The organism is Streptomyces sp. NBC_01477 (assembly GCF_036227245.1).
Classification (GTDB): domain Bacteria; phylum Actinomycetota; class Actinomycetes; order Streptomycetales; family Streptomycetaceae; genus Actinacidiphila.
In genome coordinates this window covers 8,167,886-8,189,357 of sequence record NZ_CP109445.1, presented here as the reverse complement: position 1 = coordinate 8,189,357, position 21,472 = coordinate 8,167,886, and the positions used below count along the sequence as shown (strand labels likewise).

Annotated in this window: 19 protein-coding genes; 7 read left to right on the top strand and 12 right to left on the bottom strand. The window is 73.8% G+C overall.

Features of this window, described 5'->3' with window-relative positions; all coding sequences use genetic code 11:
• Window positions 1–24 precede the first annotated feature (24 nt).
• Complete coding sequence (locus OHA86_RS34995) at window positions 25–852, bottom strand: putative protein N(5)-glutamine methyltransferase (RefSeq protein WP_329181877.1); 828 nt, start codon at window positions 850–852, stop codon at window positions 25–27.
• 350 nt (window positions 853–1,202) lie between these two features.
• Here OHA86_RS34995 and OHA86_RS34990 point away from each other — a divergent pair, with 350 nt between their 5' ends.
• Genes OHA86_RS34990 through OHA86_RS34980 form a run of 3 tightly spaced genes read left to right on the top strand, consistent with a single transcriptional unit; the run spans window position 1,203 to window position 4,290 of the window.
• Window positions 1,203–2,525 carry an ABC transporter substrate-binding protein gene (locus OHA86_RS34990; RefSeq protein ID WP_329181875.1) on the top strand — a complete coding sequence of 441 codons (1,323 nt, stop codon included), beginning with the start codon at window positions 1,203–1,205 and terminating at the stop codon, window positions 2,523–2,525.
• Window positions 2,492–3,397 carry a carbohydrate ABC transporter permease gene (locus OHA86_RS34985; protein WP_443071942.1) on the top strand — a complete coding sequence of 302 codons (906 nt, stop codon included), beginning with the start codon at window positions 2,492–2,494 and terminating at the stop codon, window positions 3,395–3,397. Before OHA86_RS34990 ends, OHA86_RS34985 begins: the two co-directional genes overlap by 34 nt.
• Complete coding sequence (locus OHA86_RS34980; RefSeq protein WP_329181871.1) at window positions 3,394–4,290, top strand: carbohydrate ABC transporter permease; 897 nt, start codon at window positions 3,394–3,396, stop codon at window positions 4,288–4,290. Before OHA86_RS34985 ends, OHA86_RS34980 begins: the two co-directional genes overlap by 4 nt.
• Window positions 4,291–4,309: 19 nt before the next feature.
• On the opposite strand, the gene OHA86_RS34975 is transcribed toward OHA86_RS34980, so the two are convergent.
• The 6 genes from OHA86_RS34975 to OHA86_RS34950 form a co-directional block, all read right to left on the bottom strand.
• On the bottom strand, window positions 4,310–6,802 hold the full coding sequence (locus tag OHA86_RS34975; RefSeq protein ID WP_329181870.1) for a glycoside hydrolase family 2 protein: 2,493 nt from the start codon (window positions 6,800–6,802) through the stop codon (window positions 4,310–4,312).
• Window positions 6,803–7,578: 776 nt separating this feature from the next.
• A complete protein-coding gene (locus OHA86_RS34970) occupies window positions 7,579–8,109 on the bottom strand; it encodes a hypothetical protein (RefSeq protein ID WP_329181868.1) in 531 nt (176 codons plus the stop codon).
• Window positions 8,106–9,434: a DUF58 domain-containing protein gene (locus OHA86_RS34965; RefSeq protein WP_329181866.1), complete on the bottom strand. Its 1,329-nt coding sequence runs from the start codon at window positions 9,432–9,434 to the stop codon at window positions 8,106–8,108. The genes OHA86_RS34970 and OHA86_RS34965 overlap by 4 nt, the downstream gene beginning before the upstream one ends.
• The gene (locus OHA86_RS34960; protein ID WP_329181864.1) at window positions 9,431–10,438 is read right to left on the bottom strand and encodes an AAA family ATPase; all 1,008 of its coding nucleotides are present in this window, start codon (window positions 10,436–10,438) and stop codon (window positions 9,431–9,433) included. The genes OHA86_RS34965 and OHA86_RS34960 overlap by 4 nt, the downstream gene beginning before the upstream one ends.
• Window positions 10,435–11,034, bottom strand: coding sequence for a hypothetical protein (locus tag OHA86_RS34955; RefSeq protein WP_329181862.1), 600 nt, complete (start codon window positions 11,032–11,034; stop codon window positions 10,435–10,437). The genes OHA86_RS34960 and OHA86_RS34955 overlap by 4 nt, the downstream gene beginning before the upstream one ends.
• Complete coding sequence (locus tag OHA86_RS34950; RefSeq protein WP_329181860.1) at window positions 11,031–12,065, bottom strand: DUF4129 domain-containing protein; 1,035 nt, start codon at window positions 12,063–12,065, stop codon at window positions 11,031–11,033. Before OHA86_RS34950 ends, OHA86_RS34955 begins: the two co-directional genes overlap by 4 nt.
• Before the next feature lie 274 nt (window positions 12,066–12,339).
• On the opposite strand from OHA86_RS34950, the gene OHA86_RS34945 reads away from it, so the two are divergent.
• A complete protein-coding gene (locus tag OHA86_RS34945) occupies window positions 12,340–13,437 on the top strand; it encodes a baeRF3 domain-containing protein (protein WP_329182674.1) in 1,098 nt (365 codons plus the stop codon).
• Between the two features lie 76 nt (window positions 13,438–13,513).
• On the opposite strand, the gene OHA86_RS34940 is transcribed toward OHA86_RS34945, so the two are convergent.
• Entirely contained in the window at window positions 13,514–14,152 is a 639-nt protein-coding gene (locus OHA86_RS34940) for a DUF6629 family protein (protein WP_329181858.1), read from the bottom strand.
• 40 nt (window positions 14,153–14,192) lie between these two features.
• Window positions 14,193–14,816, bottom strand: coding sequence for a hemerythrin domain-containing protein (locus OHA86_RS34935; protein WP_329181856.1), 624 nt, complete (start codon window positions 14,814–14,816; stop codon window positions 14,193–14,195).
• A gap of 340 nt (window positions 14,817–15,156) precedes the next feature.
• Here OHA86_RS34935 and OHA86_RS34930 point away from each other — a divergent pair, with 340 nt between their 5' ends.
• Complete coding sequence (locus tag OHA86_RS34930) at window positions 15,157–16,215, top strand: sigma factor-like helix-turn-helix DNA-binding protein (RefSeq protein ID WP_329181854.1); 1,059 nt, start codon at window positions 15,157–15,159, stop codon at window positions 16,213–16,215.
• Here OHA86_RS34930 and OHA86_RS34925 read toward each other — a convergent pair.
• Both OHA86_RS34925 and OHA86_RS34920 read right to left on the bottom strand, forming a co-directional pair.
• Window positions 16,209–16,934 carry a L,D-transpeptidase family protein gene (locus OHA86_RS34925; RefSeq protein ID WP_443071941.1) on the bottom strand — a complete coding sequence of 242 codons (726 nt, stop codon included), beginning with the start codon at window positions 16,932–16,934 and terminating at the stop codon, window positions 16,209–16,211. The genes OHA86_RS34930 and OHA86_RS34925 overlap by 7 nt on opposite strands.
• Before the next feature lie 171 nt (window positions 16,935–17,105).
• A complete protein-coding gene (locus OHA86_RS34920) occupies window positions 17,106–17,666 on the bottom strand; it encodes an SRPBCC family protein (RefSeq protein ID WP_329181852.1) in 561 nt (186 codons plus the stop codon).
• Between the two features lie 225 nt (window positions 17,667–17,891).
• On the opposite strand from OHA86_RS34920, the gene OHA86_RS34915 reads away from it, so the two are divergent.
• Window positions 17,892–18,356, top strand: coding sequence for a universal stress protein (locus OHA86_RS34915; RefSeq protein ID WP_329181850.1), 465 nt, complete (start codon window positions 17,892–17,894; stop codon window positions 18,354–18,356).
• Here OHA86_RS34915 and OHA86_RS34910 read toward each other — a convergent pair.
• Window positions 18,340–18,924, bottom strand: coding sequence for a winged helix-turn-helix domain-containing protein (locus tag OHA86_RS34910; RefSeq protein ID WP_329181848.1), 585 nt, complete (start codon window positions 18,922–18,924; stop codon window positions 18,340–18,342). The genes OHA86_RS34915 and OHA86_RS34910 overlap by 17 nt on opposite strands.
• 392 nt (window positions 18,925–19,316) lie before the next feature.
• On the opposite strand from OHA86_RS34910, the gene OHA86_RS34905 reads away from it, so the two are divergent.
• A complete protein-coding gene (locus tag OHA86_RS34905; RefSeq protein ID WP_329181846.1) occupies window positions 19,317–21,455 on the top strand; it encodes an FUSC family protein in 2,139 nt (712 codons plus the stop codon).
• The last annotated feature ends 17 nt before the right edge of the window (window positions 21,456–21,472 follow it).

Genomic DNA, 21,472 nt, shown 5'->3' with positions numbered 1-21,472 from the left:
GCGGCGTGCGCGGGCGGCTCCCGCTCAGCGCTGCGGCCGGGTGCCGATCACGACGGTGGCGCCGAGGTCGTCGTCGGTCGCGACACGCGGCCGCAGGCCGCCGCCGGCCAGGACGCCGGCCGCGGCCCGCGCCTGCCGCTCGCCGGCCTCCACCAGCAGCGAACCGCCCGGCGCGAGCCAGCCCGCGGCACTGGCCGCGACCCTGCGCATCACGTCGAGGCCGTCGTGCCCCCCGTCGAGGGCCATGAGCGCCTCGTGGTCGCGGGCCTCGGGCGGCAGCAGCCCGACCGCCGAGGAGGGCACGTACGGCACATTGGCGGCCAGCAGGTCGATCCGGCCGCGCAGCCCGGTGGGGACGGCCGCGAAGAGGTCGCCCCGGTGGACCCGCCCGCCGGACGGGGCGAGGTTGCGGGCGGCGCAGGCGACCGCGGCCGGGTCGAGGTCGGCGGCGTGGACCCGCGTACGCCCCAGGGCCGCGGCCAGTGCCGCGCCCACCGCGCCGGAGCCGCAGCACAGGTCGAGCACGACGATCTCGCGCCCGTCCTCGCCCGCGGCGGCGCGGCCGAGGGCCACGGCCTCGCGCACCAGGAGTTCGGTACGCCGGCGGGGCACGAAGACCCCGGGGTCCACGGCGATCCGCAGACCGCAGAACTCGGCCCAGCCGACGACGTGTTCCAGCGGCAGCCCGCCGGCCCGCCGGGCGACCATGGCGGCCAGCTCGTCGGCGGTGGTGGCGGTGTCGAGGATGATCCGTGCCTCGTCCTCGGCGAAGACGCAGCCGGCGGCCCTGAGCCGGGCGACGACGGCGGATTCGGGCAGGGTCTCGGGCAACGGTGTGACGGAGTCCGACATATGAGCCTCTCGGGAAGCCGGCAGGCGCTTCCCAGGTCCCGACTAGCAGGCCGTGGGCCTCGCGGGGGTGTGCGGTGGGAGCGCCCGGTACGTACTGGCGGTAATCGGTCCCACCTCCTCGGCTGGTCGCGGTGTGCTGCAGTGCGGCGCCCAACCTACCCCACCGCGCGGCGGCTCCGGGCACTGAACGTTGTGTAACGGTTAAGCATCAGCGCTGATTCAGTCCCTTTACCGACCCACAACCCAATGCAATAGTGCGGTCGTTCCGCTGCTGAATCGCTTAAGTAACCGCGCTGCGCGTCGTCCCCTCCTGGACTCGCTCGGACGTCGTGGAAACGGAGATGGTGCATATGAAGCGCACAGCACTCGCCGGTTCGCTGCTCGCCACCATGGCGCTGCTGGCGACGGCCTGCGGCGGCGGCTCGTCGTCGTCCGGCGGCGAATCGGCCGCCTCACCGACCGACCCGGGCAAGGTCACCGGCGACATCAAGGTCCTCACCCAGCGCACCGACCTGGTGCAGGACGGCTCGATGAAGAAGTACGCGGCCGCGTTCAACAAGCTCTACCCGAAGGTGCACGTCACCTTCGAGGGCATCACGGACTACGAGGGCGAGGTCAAGATCCGGATGAACACGTCGAACTACGGCGACGTGCTCATGATCCCCGCGGCCGTCAAGACCGACGACTACCCGAAGTTCTTCGCCTCGCTGGGCTCCGCCGACGTCCTGGGCAAGAAGTACACCTTCACCGACAAGGCCACCGTCGGCGGCAAGGTCTACGGCATCGCGAACTTCGCCAACGCGGACGGCTTCGTCTACAACAAGACCGTCTGGCAGCAGGCCGGGATCACCACCTGGCCGACCACGCCGGCGGAATTCCTCGACGACCTCAGGGCCGTCAAGGCCAGGACGTCCGCGACGCCGTACTACACCAACTACAAGGACGGCTGGCCGCTGACCGCCTGGACGCAGGTCCAGGGCGCGGTCACCTGCGACGCGAAGGCGGCCGACGAGCCGGCCACCGACCCCGACCCGTGGAAGGCCGGCAGCGACCTGAACGTCGGCGACACGCTGCTCTACACCATCGTGCACGACAGGCTCTCCGAGCAGGACCCGACCACCACCAACTGGGAGAACAGCAAGAACCTGCTGGCCACCGGCAAGATCGGCACCATGTGGCTGGGCTCGTGGGCCATCGTGCAGATGCAGGACGCGGCCAAGAAGGCGGGCCGGGACCCGGCCGAGATCGGCTACATGCCCTTCCCCTCGCAGAAGGACGGGAAGGCCTGCACCCCGGTGGCGCCCGACTACCAGGAGGCGGTGAACATCCACTCCAAGCACAAGGCCGCCGCCCGCGCCTGGATCGACTGGTTCACCGACACGTCCGGCTACGTGCAGGCCAACCAGGCCGTCCCCTCGCTCAGGGGAGCGCCGCTGCCGTCCGCGCTCAAGCCGTTCCAGGACGCCGGGGTGCGGTTCGTGGAGATGTCGCAGGCGCAGAGCGCCAAGGTCACCAGCATCGACAACCAGTCCGAGATCGGCATGACCGACAAGCCGGACTACCGCCAGCACCTGATCGACGTGGCCCGCGGAGCGGCCGGCGGTGATCTCCAGGGCGTCTTCGCCGACCTCGCCAAGAAGTGGTCCGCCGCGCAGAAGACCGCGAACCTGTGACCCGCGCTCGGGTCTGGCGGACCGTGACGCCGTGGCTCTACCTGGCGGTGCCGCTGGCTCTGCTGATCACGTTCACCTACATTCCGGTCGCGAACATGATCAGGGACAGCTTCACCGACTGGGACGGGGTCAGCCCGGACCGGAACTACGTCGGGACCAAGAACTACGTGGAGCTGTTCACCAGACCCGAGCTGTTCCACGTCTTCTTCGTCAGTGTCTACTACCTGGCGGCGTCGGTGGTGCAGATCCTGCTGGCGCTGTACTTCGCGACCGTGCTGAGCTTCGACGTGCGGTTCAGGAACCTCTTCAAGGGGATCCTGTTCTTCCCCTACCTGCTCAACGGGGTCGCGATCGGCTTCGTCTTCCTGTACTTCTTCCAGCCGCACGGCACCCTCGACACGGTGCTGAGCGGCTTCGGGGTGCACGGGCACCACTTCTGGCTGGGCAGCGGGCGGACGGCCAACATCTCGCTGTCCGCGGTGTCGGTATGGCGCTTCATGGGCCTGAACTTCGTGCTCTTCCTCGGCGCGATCCAGTCGATACCCGGCGAGCTGTACGAGGCCTCGGAACTGGACGGCGCCAACCGCTGGCAGCAGTTCCGGCACATCATCGCGCCGGGCATCAAACCGGTGCTGAGCCTGAGCGCGATCCTGGCGGTCTCCGGTTCGCTGGCGGCGTTCGAGATCCCGTACATCATGACCGGCGGCGCGGCCGGCACCCAGACCTTCGTGATCCAGACGGTGAAGCTGGCCTTCGAGTTCAACAAGATGGGGCTCGCCTCGGCGGCGGCCGTCGCCCTGCTGGTCATCATCCTGCTGGTGACCTGGCTGCAGCGCATCGTGGTGCCCGACGAGAGGAACGATCTCGTATGACCTCGCTGCTCGTCCGCGACAAGGCCGCGGCGCCGCCCGGCGACACGGTGGACCGCACCGCGCGCACCCGCAAGGTACTGGCCAGGACGGCGGTGTACGTGTCGCTGGTGCTGGCCGGCGCGGTGGTGCTGCTGCCGCTGCTCGCGGTGTTCCTGACCTCGCTGAAGACGTCCGGGGAGATGGCGCAGGGCAGCGGCGCGCTGTCGCTGCCGCACAACTGGCTGAACTACCACAACTATGTGACGGCCTTCCGGGCCGGGAAGATGCTGCGGGCGTTCTGGAACACCGCGTTCATCCTGGTCTTCTCGATCGCCGGGACGGTGCTGATCGGGTCGATGGCGGCGTTCGCCATCGACCGCTTCCACTTCCGCCTGCGCCGACTGGTGATCGCGCTGTTCCTGATCGGCTCGCTGGTGCCGAGCGTGACGACCCAGGTCGCGACCTTCAAGATCGTGAACAGCTTCGGGATGTTCGACAGCCGCTGGGCGCCGATCGTGCTGTACATGGGCACCGACATCGTGTCGATCTACATCTTCCTGCAGTTCATCCGGGGCATTCCGGTGTCGCTGGACGAGGCGGCCAGGCTCGACGGGGCCAACACCTTCACGATCTACTGGCGGATCATCTTGCCGCTGCTCAAGCCGGCCATCGCCACCGTGGTGATCATCAAGGGCATCACCGTCTACAACGACTTCTACATCCCCTTCCTCTACATGCCGTCGGAGAACCTGGGGACCATCTCGACGTCGCTCTTCCGTTTCAAGGGGCCGTTCGGCGCGCACTGGGAGGACATCTCGGCGGGGGCGATCCTGGTGATCGTGCCGACGCTGGTGATCTTCCTGTTCCTCCAGCGGTTCATCTACAACGGCTTCACCCGGGGGGCGACCAAGTAGCGGCGCCCCCCGGGTGCCCTCACTGCCGGCCGCCGCCCGCTTCCCCGTTCCGCACGGCCGCGTTCACACAGTGGAGCGCGGCCGCCGCGGCGTCGGGCGCCGGCCGGTCCCAGCCGCGTACGGTGATCGTCACGCTCTCGCCGGGCAGCAGCGTGGTCAGGCCGCGGTCCGCGGTGGCCGCCGGTCCCAGCCGGTCGGCCTGCAGCAGCAGGTCGCGCAGCAGGGTGCGGGCGGTCACGGTGACCTCGGCGGCGCCGCCCGGGCGCACCGCGACGTCGATGTCCCAGCTGGGCGCCGGGTAGTCGAAGTCCTTGTCGCGGACCGGGAACCAGAAGGCCCGCCGGTCGCCGGCCTGCACGGTCAGCAGTTCCTTGCCGCTGCCGGCCGCGGGCAGCACCTCGGGCGGCAGGGCGATCTCGGCGACGGTCCTGGGCGCCGCGCTGAACGGCTGCCGCACCTCGGCCAGCACGGCGCCGTCCACCGCGACCCGGCGCAGCACCGCCGTATCCGTCCAGGCCCGCGCGCCCTGGTTGACCAGCGCCGCGACCCGGCCGCCGGGGCGCGCCTGCACGGTGACCAGCCGGTCGGCGTAGAGCCTTTTCAGCTCGTGGTAGAGCGGCTTCTCGCGTTCGTCGCCGTCGATGGCGGCCCAGGAGGTCACCGGCCAGCAGTCGTTGAGCTGCCACACGACGGTGCCGGCGCAGACCGGCCAGTGCGAGCGCCAGTGCTCGATGCCGGTGGCCACCGCCCTGGCCTGGTTGACCTGGGTCAGATAGTGCCAGGTGTCGAAGTCGGCGGGGACGGAAAAGTGCCGGGCCAGGCCGCGGGCGAGCTTGCCGTTGCCGTCCTCGGCCTTCTGGTGGTGCAGCATTCCGGGCGAGTCGGGGGTCAGCGGGTCGTCGGACAGCGCCCGGCGGGCGGTGGCGTACGCCGGCGGTGCCTGCCAGCCGAATTCGGCGACGAAGCGCGGGACGGTGTCCAGGTAGTCGGTGTAGTCGGTCCTGTTCCACACCTCCCAGGAATGGGCGGTGCCGTGCCGGGGGTCGTTGGGGTGGTGGTCCCAGGAACCCGACCAGGGGCTGCCGGCCCAGTAGGGGCGGGTGGGGTCGGTCTCGGCGACGATCCTGGGCAGCAGGCCCAGGTAGTAGCCCTCGCCCCAGGAGTCGCCCGCCAGGCCGTCGGCCCAGTCCCAGTCGCGGAAGCCCCACAGGTTCTCGTTGTTGCCGTTCCACAGCGCCAGGCTCGGGTGCGGGGCGAGCCGTACGACGTTCTCCCTGGCCTCGGCCTCGATCTCGGAGCGCAGCGGCTGCTCCTCGGGGTAGGCGGCGCACGCGAACAGGAAGTCCTGCCAGACCAGCAGGCCGAGTTCGTCGCACGCGTCGTAGAAGTCGTCGCTCTCGTAGATCCCGCCGCCCCACACCCGGATCAGGTCCACGCCCGCGTCCACGGCCTGGCGCAGCCGGCGCCGGTAGCGGGCGGCGTCGATCCTGGTGGGCAGCACGTCGTCGGGGATCCAGTTGACGCCGCGGGCGAAGACCGGGGTGCCGTTGACGGCCAGGGTGAAGGCGGTGCCGTGCTCGTCGGGCGAGGTGTCCAGGGTGACGGTGCGGAATCCGATACGGCGCTGCCACCGGTCCAGATCGGCCGCGGGGCCGCCGGCGTCGGAGAGGGTGACCTCGCAGTCGTAGAGCGGCTGTTCGCCGTAGCCGTGCGGCCACCACAGGTCGGGCGCCTCGATCTCGGCGACCGCGGTGAACCGGTCGGTGCCGGCCGGCACCGCGGTCTCGGTGACGGTCTCCCCCACCCGCAGCCGTACGGTCAGCGGCCGGTCCGCGCCCGCCGCGGTGCGCTCCAGCTCGACGCGGGCCTCGACCCGGCCCGTGCCGCCGGCCCCGCCGGTGACGGTGACCAGCGGGGTGACCTGGGCCAGCCGGGCGGTCGACCAGTGTTCGAGCCGCACCGGCTTCCAGATGCCGGCGGTGACCAGGGTCGGCCCCCAGTCCCAGCCGAAGGAGCAGGCCATCTTGCGGATGTACTGGAAGGGCTCGGGATAGGAGTTGGGCCGGTCGCCGACCAGCGCCCTGACCCTTTCCGCTTCGGTGTAGGCCGAGGTGAAGGCCACGGTCAGCGGCGTCGCGCCGGTGGCCGACCGGTCGGCGGTGACGTCGAAGCGGTAGCCGCGGTGCATGTTGCGGGTGGCGCCGAGCAGCCGGCCGCCGAGCGTGATCGCGGCGACGGTGTCGAGCCCGTCGAAGACGAGGTCGCTGCGCTCGTGGGCGGTGGCGGACGCGGGCAGCTCCGTCTCGTACGTCCAGTCGGCACGGCCGACCCAGGCGGCCGCGGTCTCGTTCCGGTCCAGGAAGGGGTCGGCGAGCAGGCCCGCGGCGATCAGGTCGGTGTGCACGCAGCCGGGTACGGTGGCGCCGGCGCCGGCCTTCCCGGTGGCGGTGCCCTTGCCGTCGCCCGGCAGGCGGAGCTTCCAGCCGTCGACCAGCGGCGTGACGTCCTTCATCGCTACTCCTTGCCTCGTGCCTCTTGCCTTGCGCGTCATGCGTGGTGCCTGCGGCGTCGGCGGTTTCCTGGCCCGGGGCGGACCGGCCATTAAACGGTAAAGCACGGCAAGTGCTGATGGGAAGCGGGGGGTTGGTACGAGGGTGCCCTATTTACTGAACCGATACAGCCTGTGTCCGGGACCGCCGTTCCGATCGCGGCCCCGACCCGCGCCAGCCGTCCCACCGGCGGGGGCGGTCGCGCAGTTCCTCGCGCCCCTGGATGAGTGCCACTTGCGGTGGCGTCGCTTCTTTCCCGCCATCGTGGCTGGGCGCGCAGTTCCCCGCGCCCCTGGGGGGCAGCCACTTGCGGTGCGCGCTTGGCTGCGGCGCCATCGTGGCTGGGCGCGCAGTTCCTCGCCCCCCTGGGTGAGTGCCACTTGCGGTGGCGTCGCTTCTTTCCCGCCATCGTGGCTGGGCGCGCAGTTCCCCGCGCCCCTGGGGGCAGCCACTTGCGGTGCGCGCTTGGCTGCTGCGCCGTCTGTGCTGGGCGCGCAGTTCCTCGCGCCCCTGAGGCTTGCCCTCTGCGGCGGGGGAAACGTGCCCCGTAGGGGCGCGGGGAACTGCGCGCTCAGCCACTGTGCAGCGGCACCGTGAACGCCACAGGACGTGGCACCCGCGGAAGGGGCGCGGGGAACTGCGCGACAAGCCGCGACGGCCCGCGGGCAAGCGGGCACCGCAAGAGGCACCACCGGCAGAGGCCCGGGCGGGAGGCCCGCCGTTCAAGCCGGGTCCCGCGTCAGCGGGCGCGGCGGAGGGCCAGGGCCACACACGTGACCGTGGCCGCGAGGGCGAGCGCCGCCGGAAGCCGGGACCAGGACGTGTCCGCGACCGGCGCACTGGCCGCGGCGAAGACGACCGCTGCCGCCGCGGCAGCGGCAACCGCCGGGGTGGCCCGGTCGGTGCCGGGCGGCGCCGTCGCCCCCATCGTCCAGCCGTCGGTGATCAGCAGGTAGGCGACCAGCAGCCCGGTCACGCAGGCCGCCAGCCACACCGCGGGAGCGGTCATCGCGGCCAGGACCACCGCGCCCGCGGGCAGCAGCGTGTTGCGCCGGTGCGCCGCCGTCGCGGTCCACCGCCACGAGCTGAGCACCGGGCGCGCGTCGACCATCGGCGCGGCCCACCACGCGGCGCCGGCGGCGGCCAGCACGAACACCCAGCCGATGACCGTACCGTCGAGGGTGCGCGGCGGGTTGCACGCGGCGACGGCCAGGGCGACGCCGAGGGTCCGGGCGGTCACCCGGTGCAGGTCGGGCGCGGAGCGGCTCATCGGCGTCCTCCGTGGATCCGGGTGCGCAGCAGCGGCGCGAGGGCGAGGTCGAGGGTCTCGCCCGGCTGGTGGGCGACGACGGCGATGCCGCGTTCGGTCAGCGCGAAGCGCATCGCCTCGCGGTCGGCCCGCCACAGCCGCAGGGCGAGTTCCGCGGTGCTGTCGCCCGGATCGACCGCCGGGTCGCCGGTCGGTATCTCCACCACCATCAGCGGGTTGGCCCGTGACCTGACCTGGTCGAGGACGTCGAGGATGCGCTGGTCGGTGAGCGGCGTGAAGACGTAGACCAGCGCGCTCTCCGGCAGGGCGGGCGGCGGCAGCCGTCGCAGGCCCGCGGTGCGGTAGCCGAGGTCCTTGCGGACGTCGAGGACGCTCTCCACGATCCGGTAGAAGTAGCTCTGGCCGCTGCCGGGTTGCAGCCAGCGGGTCGTGCCGCCGACCGAGACCACGCCGATCCGGTCGTGGGTGCGCAGGTAGGCGCGGACGAGTCCGGCGGCGGCGCGGAAGGTCTCGTCGAGCGAGGACGCGCCGGTGGCCGGGTCGCGGACGTCGGCGAGCACATCGAGCAGGACGACGGTGTCGGCGGCCCTTTCCGCGGCGAACTGGTGCAGCTGGAGTTCGCCGCGGCGGGTGGTCGCGGGCCAGTGGATCCGCCGCTGCCGGTCGCCGCGTACGTACGGGTGGACGCCGGTGACCTCGACGCCCTCGCCGCGCTGGGCGGAGGTGTGCTCGCCGAGCCGCTGCGGCAGCCGTACCGGGATCGGGGTGACGCCGGTCCTGGTGGGGACAGGGAAGACCGCGACCTCGCCGAGGTCGACCCGGACCGTGCGGCGGGCGGCGCCGCCGGTGTCGTAGAGGTCGATGTCGACCGTGCCGAGCGTCCAGCGGCCCCAGCGCTCCGCGGTGAAGGTCAGCCTGATCCGCCCGGCGGCGACGTCGAGGTCGTCGAGCACGACGCCGGGGCCGGGGGCGACGCCCGGGTCGAGGCGCCCGGCGGTGCCGTCGTGGGCGAGGGTGATGACGGCGGTGATCCGCTCGCCCTCGAAGCAGCGCCGGGGCTCGACGTCGGCGGTGGGAACGACGTGCTGCGGCCGGCCGCCGGTCGGCAGGGCCAGGGCGAGCAGCGCGAGCGGGGCCGCGGCGGCGGCCAGCAGCCAGGCGTGGCCGGTGATCAGGGCGGCGGCCACCGCGACCGCGGCGACCGTGCCGTAGCGCAGGGTGCGGTCGCCGGCCCGCCAGCCCGGCTGCGGTGCGGGCGGCGGCTCGGTGGGCGCGGCGGTGACGCCGCCGAGTGCCCGGTCCAGGGCGGCCGGTCGCTCCGTCATGGGGCGACGGGGCTGCTGGGCAGGGTCCGCGGGGCGGGGACGGACTGCACGATCTCGGCGATGACGTCGTCGGCCTCGATCTGCCGGACCCACAGTTCCGGCTTGAGGGTGACGCGGTGGGCGAGCGCGGCGACGGCGACGTCCTTGACGTCCTCGGGGGTGGCGTAGTCCCGCAGGTCGAGTACGGCGCGGGCGCGGGCGAGCTGGACCAGGGCGAGGCCGCCGCGCGGCGAGGCGCCGACCTGGATGTGCTGGTGGCCTCGGGTGGCGCCGACCAGCGCGACGACGTAGTCGAGCAGGTCGTCCTCGACCTCGACCTCTTCCACGGCGGCGCGCATCGCGAGCACCTCCTGGGGACTGCTGAGGGTGCGCAGCACCGCCTCGGGCGCGGCCCGCGCGATCCGGGCGCGCAGCATCCCGGTCTCCTCGGGCGCCGTGAGGTAGCCCATCCGCACCCGGAGCAGGAAGCGGTCGAGCTGGGCCTCGGGCAGCGAGTAGGTGCCCTCGTACTCGATCGGGTTCGCGGTGGCGATGACCACGAAGGGGTCGGGCAGCGGGCGGGTGCTGCCGTCGGTGGACACCTGCGACTCGGCCATCGCTTCGAGCAGTGAGGCCTGTGTCTTGGGCGGGGTGCGGTTGATCTCGTCGGCGAGCAGCAGGTGGGTGAAGACCGGTCCCGGCCGGAAGACCATGTCGGCGGTGCGCTGGTCGTAGAAGGGCGCGCCGGTGACGTCGGAGGGCAGCAGGTCGGGGGTGAACTGGATACGCCGGAAGTCCAGGCCGAGCGCGGTGGCGAAGGACCGGGCCAGCAGGGTCTTGCCGAGCCCGGGCAGGTCCTCGATCAGCACGTGGCCGCCGGCCAGGATGCCGAGCATGACCATGTCCAGCGGCCGTGGCTTGCCGACGACGGCGGTACGGATCTCGGCCAGGACGTCCGCGGCCCGCTCGCCGGCCTGTCGCGGGGTCAGGGCCTTGTGCTCGGATATGTGGTCTTGGCTGGTCACTGCGGGTCCTCACCTTGCCTTGTCGGGGTACGGGCGGCGGCCGGTCGCGGGTCCGTCCGCGGGGCTCCGCCCGCGGGTGCCCCCAGCGCCTCCAGCCGGTCGAGCAGCGCGCGGAGCACCTGCTCGGGGTGGTCGGGCCGGTGCGCGGGGCGGTGCTCGGGGTCGATCCACGGCCACAGGTCGGCGCCGATCAGGGCCTTGGCCCGCTCGGGGCTGCGGTACAGCTCGATGCCGTGCCGTTCGGCGAGCCGGGCGGCGAACAGGCGCTGCAACTGGGGCCGGAGCGTGGCGGTGAAGTGCACGTCGCTGCGGTCGCCGATCGACTTGTCGACGATGCGCTGCCATTCGCCGAGCGCGGGCGCGCGGCTGCCGAGCAGCCGGACCGAGCGGCGGAAGCCGCTGTCCTGGGCGCCCGCGCCGCCGGCGTAGCGGGCGATGCCGAGGCCCGCGGCGACGCAGACGGCGAGGCCGGTGGCCGCGCCCGGCAGGCCTTCCGCAAGGCCGGGCAGCACGACCGCGGCGGCGCCGACCGCGTACAGAACGAGCAGCGAGTGGCGTACGGAACCGGGTGCGCCCGGCTCGGGGGGTTCGTTCACCGGTGGGCTCCCGCGGTCGGTTGCGGTCCCGGCGCGCCGCCGTCAGGACGGGTGCCGTCCGCGTCGGCGTGCTCGGCGAGCTGCGCGGCGATGGCGTCGAGCGCGGCGGCGGCCCGGTCGCGGTGGGTGCCGTCCATGGGGTGGGTCGAGTAGCGGGCCTCGCGGAAGAGCACGGTCAGGGCGCTCGCGTGCGGGCCGGTCAGCAGGCCGCTGCCGGCGGCGCGCTCCAGCAGGTCCTGGGGGCTGTCGGAGGCTCGGCGGGCGACGCCGGAGTCGGCCAGCGACGTCTCCATGGCGGCGTAGCAGGCGATGACGGCGGCGCGCGCGTCGGTGCCGTGGAAGAGGGCGCGGCGCCCCGAGTCGACCGCTTCGGCCAGCAGGTCCTGCTCGGTCGCGGGCCGGTAGGCGAGCGGCGTCGCGGGGGCGGGCCGCAGCTGGCGCCACAGCCGGTAGCCGGCGACGAGCAGCACGATCACCAGGACGGCGACGCCGAGCAGCTCCACGATGTGCGGCAGGCTGAACTGCGGGCCGCCGGTGGGCTTGTACGCCTTGGGCGCCGGGATCGGGCGGTGGGTGGGGGTCAGTGGCGTGTCGCCGCTCGGCCTGGCGTCCGGCGGGGTCGGCCCGGAGGGCGGGAAGCGGTGCATGGTGAGCAGCACGATCGGGATCAGCAGCGCGGCGGCGATCAGGGTCACCCTGACCACGTCGGCGAGCCGCTGTTCCAGGGGCGGCAGATTCTGCTCGTAGCCGAGCCTGGCGCGGTAGCGGCTGCTCAGCACCGGTCCTGCGGCCAGGCACGCCAGGGCGATCAGGATGACGACCGGGGTGCTGTCCAGCGGGCCGCCGCTCTTCGCCAGCAGCGACCGCTCCGGGCGCAGCAGCATCGCGCCGAGCGCGGTGCCGGCGACCGCGACGACGGCGAGCGCCGTACCGGCCGCTCCCGCGCTGCCCCGTCCCCCCGTGCCCGGTGCGCCGTTCGGCTGCCGCTCGCCGGCTGTCCGCGCCCTGGCCGTGGCCTCGTGCTCGCCCACCGCCGCCTCCCCTCGTCGCGGTCGGCAGCTTCGCACACGGGCCGGACGCTGTCAGCGGCGGCCCCGGGGCGGCGCCCGTTCCGCTTCCGCGCGGGTGGCCGCCGGTCACGGCGTACGCGGCGTGCGTGGACCGTACGGGTGAGGCGAGGCGGCAGGCCGGGAGCCCCCGCGCACAAGCTGCGGGGGGCCGCACATTGAGCTATCCATGAAGAGACAGAGGGACGCTCCGGGGGACGCCACCGGCACACGATGCCGCCGCCGAAAGGGCACCGCCATGCACGCGCCGATCAGCCCCGCCATCCTTGCCGACCTGCGCCGGCCGCGGCCTTATCCGGCCGTCTCGGTCCTGCTGCCCACCCACCGCCGCGAACCGGACAACGCGCAGGATCCCGTACGGCTGCGCAATCTGCTGGAAGAGGCCAAGGACGCGGTGCACAACGACCCCGAGGTGTCGCGAGCCGACCGGATCGACGTGATCGGCCAGCTCGACCAGGCGCTCGGCGAGGTGGATCCGGTGCACGCGGAGGACGGTCTGGCGATCTTCGCCGCGCCCGGCGAGCACCAGGTGTGGACGCTGGCGCGGACCGTGCCGGCCCGGGTGCTGCTCGCGCAGACGTTCCTGACCCGCAATCTCGTGGCCGCGCATGTCGCCAACCAGCCGTTCTGGGTGCTGGCGGTGTCCGCGGACGTGGCGACGCTGTGGAGCGGGGCCAAGGGGCGGATGCCGGAGCAGGTCACCGGGACGTTCCCGGTGCGGCGGACACCGGAGGACTTCGACCCGGAGCGCGAGGAGCGTATCGGCGACACCCCGAGCACCTTCACCGACGAGCGCACCCGGCAGTTCCTGCGCCAGGTGACCGAGACCGCGGGGGTGGTCGTGGCGGCCGACCCGCGGCCGCTGTACCTGGTCGGCGAGGCGGAGGCGCTGGCAGCACTCGACGAGGCGGGCCGGCTGGTGCGGGACGCCGCGGGGCAGATCGTCCAGGGCGGTCTCGCCGAGGGTCCGGCGGAGGCGCTGCGCGAGGCGCTCGCCGCCGCCGCGGGGCGGCGGGCCGAGGAGGAGGTCGCCGGAGTGCTGTCGGAGCTGGACCGGGCCCGCAGCCGCAAGGCCTTCGCGGGCGGTGTGGACGAGGTGTGGCAGTCGGTCGCGGAGGCGCGGGTGGCGCTGGTCGCGATCGAGGACGGTTACCGCACGACGGTGCGCGACGACGGCGACCACCTGGTGCCTGCCGCGTCCGGCGACCGGGGCGCGCGCGACGACATCGTGGACGAGATCGCCGAGCAGGCGCTCGACACGGGCGCGCGGGTCCGCTTCGTGCCGGACGGCGAGCTGGCCGACGTCGGTCACGTGGCGGCCGTCCTGCGCTACTGACGGTGGTCTGCGCCTCTGCGGGGCGGCCTGCGGGCCGTCGGGGCGGTGTCCCGCGCCGCGGAGGGCACCCTCGTGCTCAGCCGGTCGCCGGGGGAAGGGGCCGGGAGCCGCCCGCGGGGGGTGTGCGGGCCAGGAGGACCAGGGAGGCCGCGGCGGCGACCGCGCACCAGGTCGAGACGAATTCGAGCCGCCACAGCGTGGCGCAGACGGCGGCGCCGACGGCGGTGAGAGCGCCGAGGAGGCGCAGCGTGGTTTCGGGCGCGAGCAGCAGCGCGCCCACCGTGGCGAAGAGGTAGCCGGCGATCAGCCAGGACGCGTGCGGTACGTGGACCGCGTAGCCGACCGTGTGGCCGCGGATGTCGGCGGACGGGGCGCGGTCCGCCAGGCACACCGCGAGGATCACCGCCGTCGCGACGCCGGCGGCGGCCGGGGCGGCGAGCCGGCCCCGGGCGCCCGCGGAGGTGGCGGACAGCACCGCCAGCGGCACCCAGGCGGCGAGCAGCGGCAGCGCGATGACCGCCCAGGCCGTGGTGGCGGCGCCCGTACCGCCACCTTTGTGCCAGACGGCGGCCTCGATCAGCTGGTGCGCGCCGAGCAGCAGCGGCAGCGCGGCCAGCGGCAGGTCGCGGACCCGCCGGGTCCGCGCGACGCAGGCCGCGCCCAGCGCGCAGATGACGGACCCGGCCGCAAGATCTGCCGTGGCGGACCAGCACATGCCGTCACCTCGCGTCGGGCCGGCCGCGGCCGGCTGTCCCTCAGGCCTTCCAGAGGCCCTTCTTGTTGTACGCACGTTCCCACAGCAGCGTGTTCGCCACCTTCACGGGCGGCGGGAAAGCGGCCAGGAAGTCGCGCTTGTCGCCGGGTGAGACGCCGTCGACGACCCAGGGGATGTAGACGGCGACGCCCTTGATACCGAGGTTCTTGGCATTGGCGAGGCCGAACTTCTTCCATTCGGCCGGGGTCAGCACGTCCTGGATCAGCGGCAGCGCGCTGTTCTCCTCGTGGGTGAAGTGGTGGTCCACCAGCTCGTGGAGGTCCTGGACCCGGGTCGCGAGATCGTCGGCGCCGGACCTGAGCGCGGCGTCGACCGCGTCGATCCGCGGGCCGAGATCCGCGTGCTCGGCCTCCATGGCCTCCATCAGCCTCTGGTCGGCTGGCCGGCCCTGGATCTTCGCCTCGACCTTCGGCCACAGGTCGGTGTCCTCGACGGAGTGGTGGTTGTGGAGCTGGTGGCTGAAGTTCTCCCAGCCGGCCAGGACCCGCGGCGAGCCGGCCTTCCCCGCCTGCACCGCGGCGGCCAGCCGCCGCAGGTCGCGCTGGAAGGCGCGGTGGGTGGAGTACATGATGGTGAAATCGATGCCCTGCTCTGTGTCGGCCACTGCGGACTACTTCTCCTTCGGCACGTCAATGGTCTGCGTCCGCCCCGGGCGGGGCGGCGGCGGGCGCTGCGACGGTCCGGCGGCTCCCCTCCCACACCCGTCGCCGGGCGGCCGCCGGGCCGTCGCGCACGCCCCACGCAGCAGTGAGCGTCCGGCCGTGCCCGGATGTGACAGCGGGTGCCGCACCGGATCGCGGGAACAGTCGGACAAAACCGTCTCAGCAGGCATGATTCCCCCCGCCGGCGAGACGCACATCACATTCCGGCCGGGCGGTGTCACGCCTGCTGATCCCTATGCCCTCATAGGGCCGACGGGGAAACGCACCACAGGAGGCCCAATCGTGTCCGACGTTCCGGTCCGCCGTCCGGCGGCGGTGGTCGACCGCGCGACCGCGGTGTTCGCCAGCCACCGGGAGCTGCTGTTCTCGGTGGTCTACAACATGCTCGCCAGCGTCTCGGACACCGAGGACGTCCTCCAGGAGACCTGGCTGGCCTGGTCCCGCCGCACCGGCCGGACGGACGGCGGGGACGGCGGGGACGGCGGGGACGGCGGGGACGGCGGGGACGGCGGGGACGGCCAGGACCTTAGGGGCATCGACAACCCGCGCGCGTACCTGGTCAGGATCGCGGTCAACCAGGCGCTCGCGCGGCGGGCGGGCATCAGCCGCCGCCGCGAGGCGTACGTCGGCCCCTGGCTGCCCGAGCCGCTGGCCACCGGGACGCCGGAGGCGTCGGACTCCCCGCAGGCGGCGCGCTCGGCGGACGCCGCGGAATCCGCGCTGCGCCACGAGTCGGTGTCGATGGCGATGCTGGTGGTGCTGGAGACGCTGACACCGCTGGAGCGGGCGGTGTTCGTCCTGCACGAGGTCTTCGGCTACGCGCACACCGAGATCGCCGTGATCCTGGAGCGCCGCCCCGCGGCGATACGGCAGCTCGCGCACCGGGCGCGTGAGCACGTACAGGCGCGTAGGCCGCGCTACCAGGCCGACCGGCGGTTGCAGCGGCAGGTGACCGAGCGGTTCATCGCCGCCGCACTGGGCGGCGACCTGGCGGGGCTGATGAGCCTGCTCGCCCCCGATGTGACGCTGTGGGCCGACGGCGGCGGGAAGGCGGACGCCACGGTGCGGCCGGTGTCCGGCCAGGAGAAGGTGGCGAAGCTGATCACCGGCTACGCGACCGGCAGGCTGCCGGACTCGGTCGACCTGCGCTATCAGCAGGTCAACGGCGACCCGTCGGTGGTGGTCTTCGCCGACGGCTCCCCCACCGCCTTCATGGTGGTGGACCTGGACGCGGAGAGTGACAAGGTCACCGACATCTACCTGGTCACCAACCCGGACAAGCTGTCAGGCGTCGCCGCGCAGGACTCCGGGGCGGCGGGCGGCGCCCCTGCGGGTCAGTAGCGGGTCACGGCCAGGGCGCCGCCGGTGGTGCCGATGGCGATGTTCGGGCGGGCGGCGGGGCGCAGCCAGCCGAGCAGCCGGTCCAGCGCGTCGGCGGGCACAGAGACGCAACCGGCGGTGGCACCACTGCCGTTGACGTGCAGGAAGATGCCGGCGCCGCGGCCCTTGACCGGCGCGGTGTAGTTGAAGCCGATGAGGACGGCGTGCGCGTACTGCACCGGGTAGTCGGCCAGGTGTTCCGCCTCGCCCGGCCGGCAGTCCGCGGGCAGCGGGTCGGTCCAGCGGTTGTACGAGGCGGAGCCGGTGTCCTCGCACCACCAGGAGGCCGGGGTCACCCCCCGGTAGGGCACTGTGCCGCCGGCGGGCGCGGCGCTGTTGCCGAAGGCGAACGGGAGCGCGTACAGGCCGGTGGGGGTGGTGCCGGTGCCCTGGGTGCGGGTGGCGCCCTCGGTCAGGCCGTGGCCGCCGAACCTGGCCGGCGCGGTACCGGCCGCGCGCCAGCCGCCCGCGCCGCGCTCCCACCAGGTGAGGGTGCCGGAGGTGGCGCCCGCGGTGGGCGCGGTGGCGAGGAGCAGCTGGCTGCCGCCGCCGTCGTCCTTGAGGGACCGCGGCACCGGTTCCGCTTGCGCCGGTGTGCCGGCCGACGCGCTCCCCGCCGTGGTGGCCAGGACGAGGGCGGCACTGACGGCGAGGGCGGCGGCGGGGAGGGTTCTGCGCAACGTCGGCTCCTGCGGGCGATGACGGAGGGTCACCGTCAGCCTGCCACGGGTGACGGCGCCGCGCAGAATGCCGCCGGACATGGCGGAGCCCCGGCCGGGACGGGGGGACCTGGCCGGGGCAGTCACACATGACGGGCACGGGGGCACCGCGTCACAAGGTTAGTTTAACACTCAATGAGCGTAGTCGAATCCACCCGGCGCGGGTGAGCCGCGCCGCGGCGGGGCGCCCTGCGCGCCGGGGTCGCCGCCGGACGGGCCGGAGGCGGGCACCGGCGGACCGTGCGGCGGCGCGGCGGCGGTGACCGGGCCGCCGAGCAGGTCGCAGAACTTGCCGGCGTCGGTGGGCAGGTCACGCCGCCAGGCCATCGCGACGACCGGGGCGAGCAGCAGCAGCGCGGCGCTCAGGCAGCTGGTCACGGACAGCCGGACCATCGTGCCGTCGCCGTGCGGGATCAGGTCGAAGCCGTAGACCGGCACCTGCGTGCCCAGCGGGCTCCACATGCGCTGCCCGCGGAAGACTATGCGGCGGCACGGCTCGAAGTCGGCGGTCACCAGCTCGTGCGGCCGGCGCCTGCCCGGGTAGCGGTAGCGGTACGCGGCGTCACGGCCGGGAAGCACGGCGGCCGCGTCCACGGAGGTCACCCCGGAACTCCACAGGGCGAGATTGCGGGCGTCGGCGAGAAAGTCGAAGACCTCGGTGTCCGGCCTGGACACGAACACGCTCGTGGACACGCTCGGCATCACAAACCTCCCCGGTAGCGGCGTGGGCGGCGAGTCGATGCGCGGGCGCGGACCTGACCGTGGTGCGCGCGCCGGGCGGAAGGACGCCGCCGGTTTCACTCCTCCTGGAAAGCGTGCCCCCCAAAGGTGCGCATGTCGTGGCAATACGCCCATTGGGGTGAGAACGCTGCGTGCTCGGGGATGAAACCGCAGGCCGCAGGCCGATAGCCTGACCGGGTGGACGAGCAGAAATCCCCCCCGCGTTTCGAACGCGGCACCGACGGGCCGAAGGTGATCGTCGCCGGAATCGACGGATCCGATTCGTCCTGGCGCGCCGCCGCCTATGCCGCCGGGCTCGCGCGCCGGCAGAACGCGCTGCTCGCCCTGGTGTATGTGCAGCCGTACCTGCCGGGCGGCGCCGCACTCGGCGTCCCGGTCTCCGAGGTGGACACCGGGATCGCCGAGCAGCTGGTCGCCGAGATCCGCGCGTCGGTGGAGCGGCTGCGCGGTACTTTCCAGGTGCGGTGGGAATTCCACACCTTCCGCGGCGACCCCTACGGCGGGCTCGCCGCGGCGGCCGACCAGCTCACCGCGGACGCGGTCGTGGTCGGCGCCTCGGAGCGGGCCGGCCACCGGCTGGTGGGCTCGGTGGCCGTCCGTCTGGTGAAGGCGGGCAAGTGGCCCGTCACCGTCGTGCCGTAGCTCCCGGCTGCGAGCGGTCGACCTGCGCCGGGGCGTACTTGTAGCCGACCCGGCGCACGGTCACGATGCTGCCGCGGTGCTCCGCGCCGAGCTTGCGGCGCAGCCGGGCGATGTGCACGTCGACCGTCCGGCCGTCGCCCACGTGGCCGTACCCCCACACGGTGGTGACCAGCTGGTCGCGGGAGTGCACGCGGTGCGGGTGGGCCACCAGGTGCGCCAGCAGCTCGAACTCCAGGTAGGTCAGGTCGAGCTGGCGGTCGTCCACCGCGGCGGTACGGCGGTCCTCGTCGATCCGCACCCCGTGCGCGGGAGCGAGCGGGGTGTCGGCGACGGGCGGCGGGACGGCGGCGCCCGGCTCCGCGGGCACCAGCACCAGGTAGCCGACCATCGGGGCGCCCCCCGCGACCGCGGGCAGGACGTGCCCGGGCGCGGGCAGCCAGGTGGCGCCGGGCGGCAGGAAGTCGGGGGCGGGCGGCACTTCGTCGGGGCGTACCGCGCGCAGCCGCTGCCGGGCGGCGGCGAGTGCGGGGTGCGAGGGCAGGGAGGTGACGGAAGGCAGGTTCGACATGGGCTCGGCTCTTTCGCGCGAAGGGTCGTGGGACTCCGTTGTGCGCGGGACCGTCTGCTGCCGTACGGCCGCCCGTGGCCACTGAGGGCCGGGCTCGGGGCAGGTCAGCGAGTGACGCGGGTCCGCGCGGGGATCGCGCGGCAACACCAGCGGTCGAAGTGGTGTTCCTGCCGGGACGGCCAGAAGGGTTCGAGGTCGTTTCGACCTGTCCCGGTGTCAGTAGTGCTGGCCATGTCCCCCATTGAAGCAGACGGTGGCGCGGTGATGTGAGGGTGTGGGCGGGACCGCGGGGTGTGCGCCGTCACTCCGGCCCGGCGGTTGTCCGATTTCGGCTGGTCCGGGGGCATTTCGCGGGCGGCCCGCGGTATGTCCTTCTGCCTAAGCTCTGGACCATGACGTGGTTGCGCGCGCTGCGGGAGACCGCCAGGTCGGGCCTGCGGGTCGAACGGACCCGTCTTGAGCCGCTGGTGGCGCTGCGAGCGGCGTGCGGGGTCGCGATCGTCATCGGTCTGGCGCTGTGGCTGTGGTCGCCGCCGGTCGCGGCCTCGTCGGCCTTCGGCGCGTTCGCCGCCGGCATGGCCACCTTCCAGCGCAGCTGGCGTCCGCGGCCGGTGCTGGCGCTGGCCGCCGGTGCGGGGCTGGCGGTCAGCACCTTCCTCGGCTACCTGGCCGCGTCGCACGTGGTGCTGTTCGTCCTGCTGCTGGCGGTCTGGGCGTTCGCGGCCGGCATGGCGTGGGCGCTCGGCCCGACCACCGGCGTGGTCTCGGCGCTGACGGTCGCGGTGATGCTGGTGACGGTCACCCTGCCGACCTCGGTGCTCAGCGCGCTCCAGCACGCGGCGCTGGTCGGGCTCGGCGCGCTGGTGCAGGCGGCGCTGATCGTGGTCTTCCCGATCCGGCGCTGGGGCGCGCAGCGCGACGCGCTGGCCGACGCCTTCGCGGCCGAGGCGGACTTCGCGCGCCGGCTGCGGCACGACCCGAAGGCGCCGTTCGACCCCGAGCCGCTGATGACCGCGCGCAGCGCCGCCGAGGTGACCGCGCGGCAGGCCAGGCGGCGGCCCGAGGAGCTGCACGGCAACCGGGTGCTGGCCGAGCGGATCCGCCCGGTGCTCGCCTCGCTGGCCGACCCGAGGGTGGGCGCCGCGGCCGAGGGTCCCGAGCGGGACCGGGCGCGCGAGGTGCTGGCGGTGGCGGCGAGCGTGCTGGACGCGGTGGCCCGGGCGATCAGGCAGGGCGGCCCGGTGCGGGTGCCCGAGCGGGCCGACGCGCTGCTGCGGGCCGACGACGCGCCGGGCGCGGAGCTGACCGGCGCCGCCCGCAGGTCGGCCACCCGGCTGGTGTCGCTGCTGAGCGCCGCGGTGGAAAGGGCCGAGGGCTCCGGCCCCTCCGACGCGACCGGCACCGCGCATCTGCTGCGCCCGTCGGCCGGCGAGCTGCTGCCGACCGCGGTGCGGACCGTACGCCGTCAGGTCCGCTGGGACTCGCCGGTGCTGCGGCACGCGCTGCGGCTGTCGGCGGTGGCCGCGGTCGGCTACCTCATCGGGGCGGCGCTGCCGCTGGGGCACGGCTACTGGGCGCCGATGGCCTCGGTGATGGTGATGCGGCCCGACTTCACCCAGACCTACGAGCGCGGGGTGGCCCGCTTCGCCGGGTCGCTGGTGGGTGTCGCGCTGGCCACCGGGATCACCCAGGTCGCGCACCCGGGCACGTACACCTTCGCCGCGCTCGCGGTGGTCAGCATCGGGCTGATGTATCTGCTGCTGCGCAGCGGCTACGTGGTCGCGCAGGCCTGCGTGGGCGCCTACGTGGTCTTCCTGCTGGCCATGGGCGGTACGCAGCTGGAGCAGACGGTGCGCGACCGGGTGCTGCTGACCCTGCTGGGCGGGGTGCTGGCGATGGCGGCCTACGCGGTCTTCCCGGCCTGGGAGACACCGCGGCTGCGGGACCGGCTCGCGGAGTGGACCGAGGCGACGGCCGGCTACGTGGCCGCGGTGATGTACGCGCACGCCGAGCCCTCGCGGCGCCGCCCCGGCGCGGTGCGCCGGGCGCTGCTGGACCTGCGGGCGGCGGGCGCGGCCTGGGACCAGGCGGTGAGCCGGGCGGACGCGGAGCCGGTCAGGCACCGCGGGCTGTCGCGCAGCGCGGTGCGGGACGCGGACGCGGCGCTGTCGGCGGTGGGCCGGGTGGGGCTGCTGATGGAGGCGCACCAGCCGGCCGGGGACGCGCCGCCGGTGCCGGAGGCGGCGCGTTTCGCGGCGACGCTGCGCCGGGCGACCGCGGTGGCGGCCGACGAGGTCAGGCAGCGCCGGGCACCGGACTGGTCGGCGCTGCGCGCCGAGCTGGACCGCTGGCCGTCGGACCCGGCGGGCGACCGGGTCGTACGCCGCGGCGCGGCGCTGCTGGTCGACACGCTGGACGAGCTGGCCGAGGCGCTGCGCCCCAGGTCGGCGGGCCGGCGCCATCCGGCGGGCGGTTCGGGGCGACCCATGCCACGGCGGGCCCGGCGGGCGGGTCTACGCTGGTGGACCTGACCAGAAGGAGCATCCTC

Excerpts from the sequence above, each read along its gene's own strand:
- OHA86_RS34910 (WP_329181848.1), bottom strand. The coding sequence starts at position 18,924 with ATGTCGAACCTGCCTTCCGTCACCTCCCTGCCCTCGCACCCCGCACTC.
- OHA86_RS34995 (WP_329181877.1), bottom strand. The coding sequence starts at position 852 with ATGTCGGACTCCGTCACACCGTTGCCCGAGACCCTGCCCGAATCCGCC.
- OHA86_RS34975 (WP_329181870.1), bottom strand. The coding sequence starts at position 6,802 with ATGAAGGACGTCACGCCGCTGGTCGACGGCTGGAAGCTCCGCCTGCCG.
- OHA86_RS34940 (WP_329181858.1), bottom strand. The coding sequence starts at position 14,152 with ATGTGCTGGTCCGCCACGGCAGATCTTGCGGCCGGGTCCGTCATCTGC.
- OHA86_RS34965 (WP_329181866.1), bottom strand. The coding sequence starts at position 9,434 with ATGACGGAGCGACCGGCCGCCCTGGACCGGGCACTCGGCGGCGTCACC.
- OHA86_RS34945 (WP_329182674.1), top strand. The coding sequence starts at position 12,340 with ATGCACGCGCCGATCAGCCCCGCCATCCTTGCCGACCTGCGCCGGCCG.
- OHA86_RS34990 (WP_329181875.1), top strand. The coding sequence starts at position 1,203 with ATGAAGCGCACAGCACTCGCCGGTTCGCTGCTCGCCACCATGGCGCTG.
- OHA86_RS34905 (WP_329181846.1), top strand. The coding sequence starts at position 19,317 with ATGACGTGGTTGCGCGCGCTGCGGGAGACCGCCAGGTCGGGCCTGCGG.
- OHA86_RS34970 (WP_329181868.1), bottom strand. The coding sequence starts at position 8,109 with ATGAGCCGCTCCGCGCCCGACCTGCACCGGGTGACCGCCCGGACCCTC.
- OHA86_RS34980 (WP_329181871.1), top strand. The coding sequence starts at position 3,394 with ATGACCTCGCTGCTCGTCCGCGACAAGGCCGCGGCGCCGCCCGGCGAC.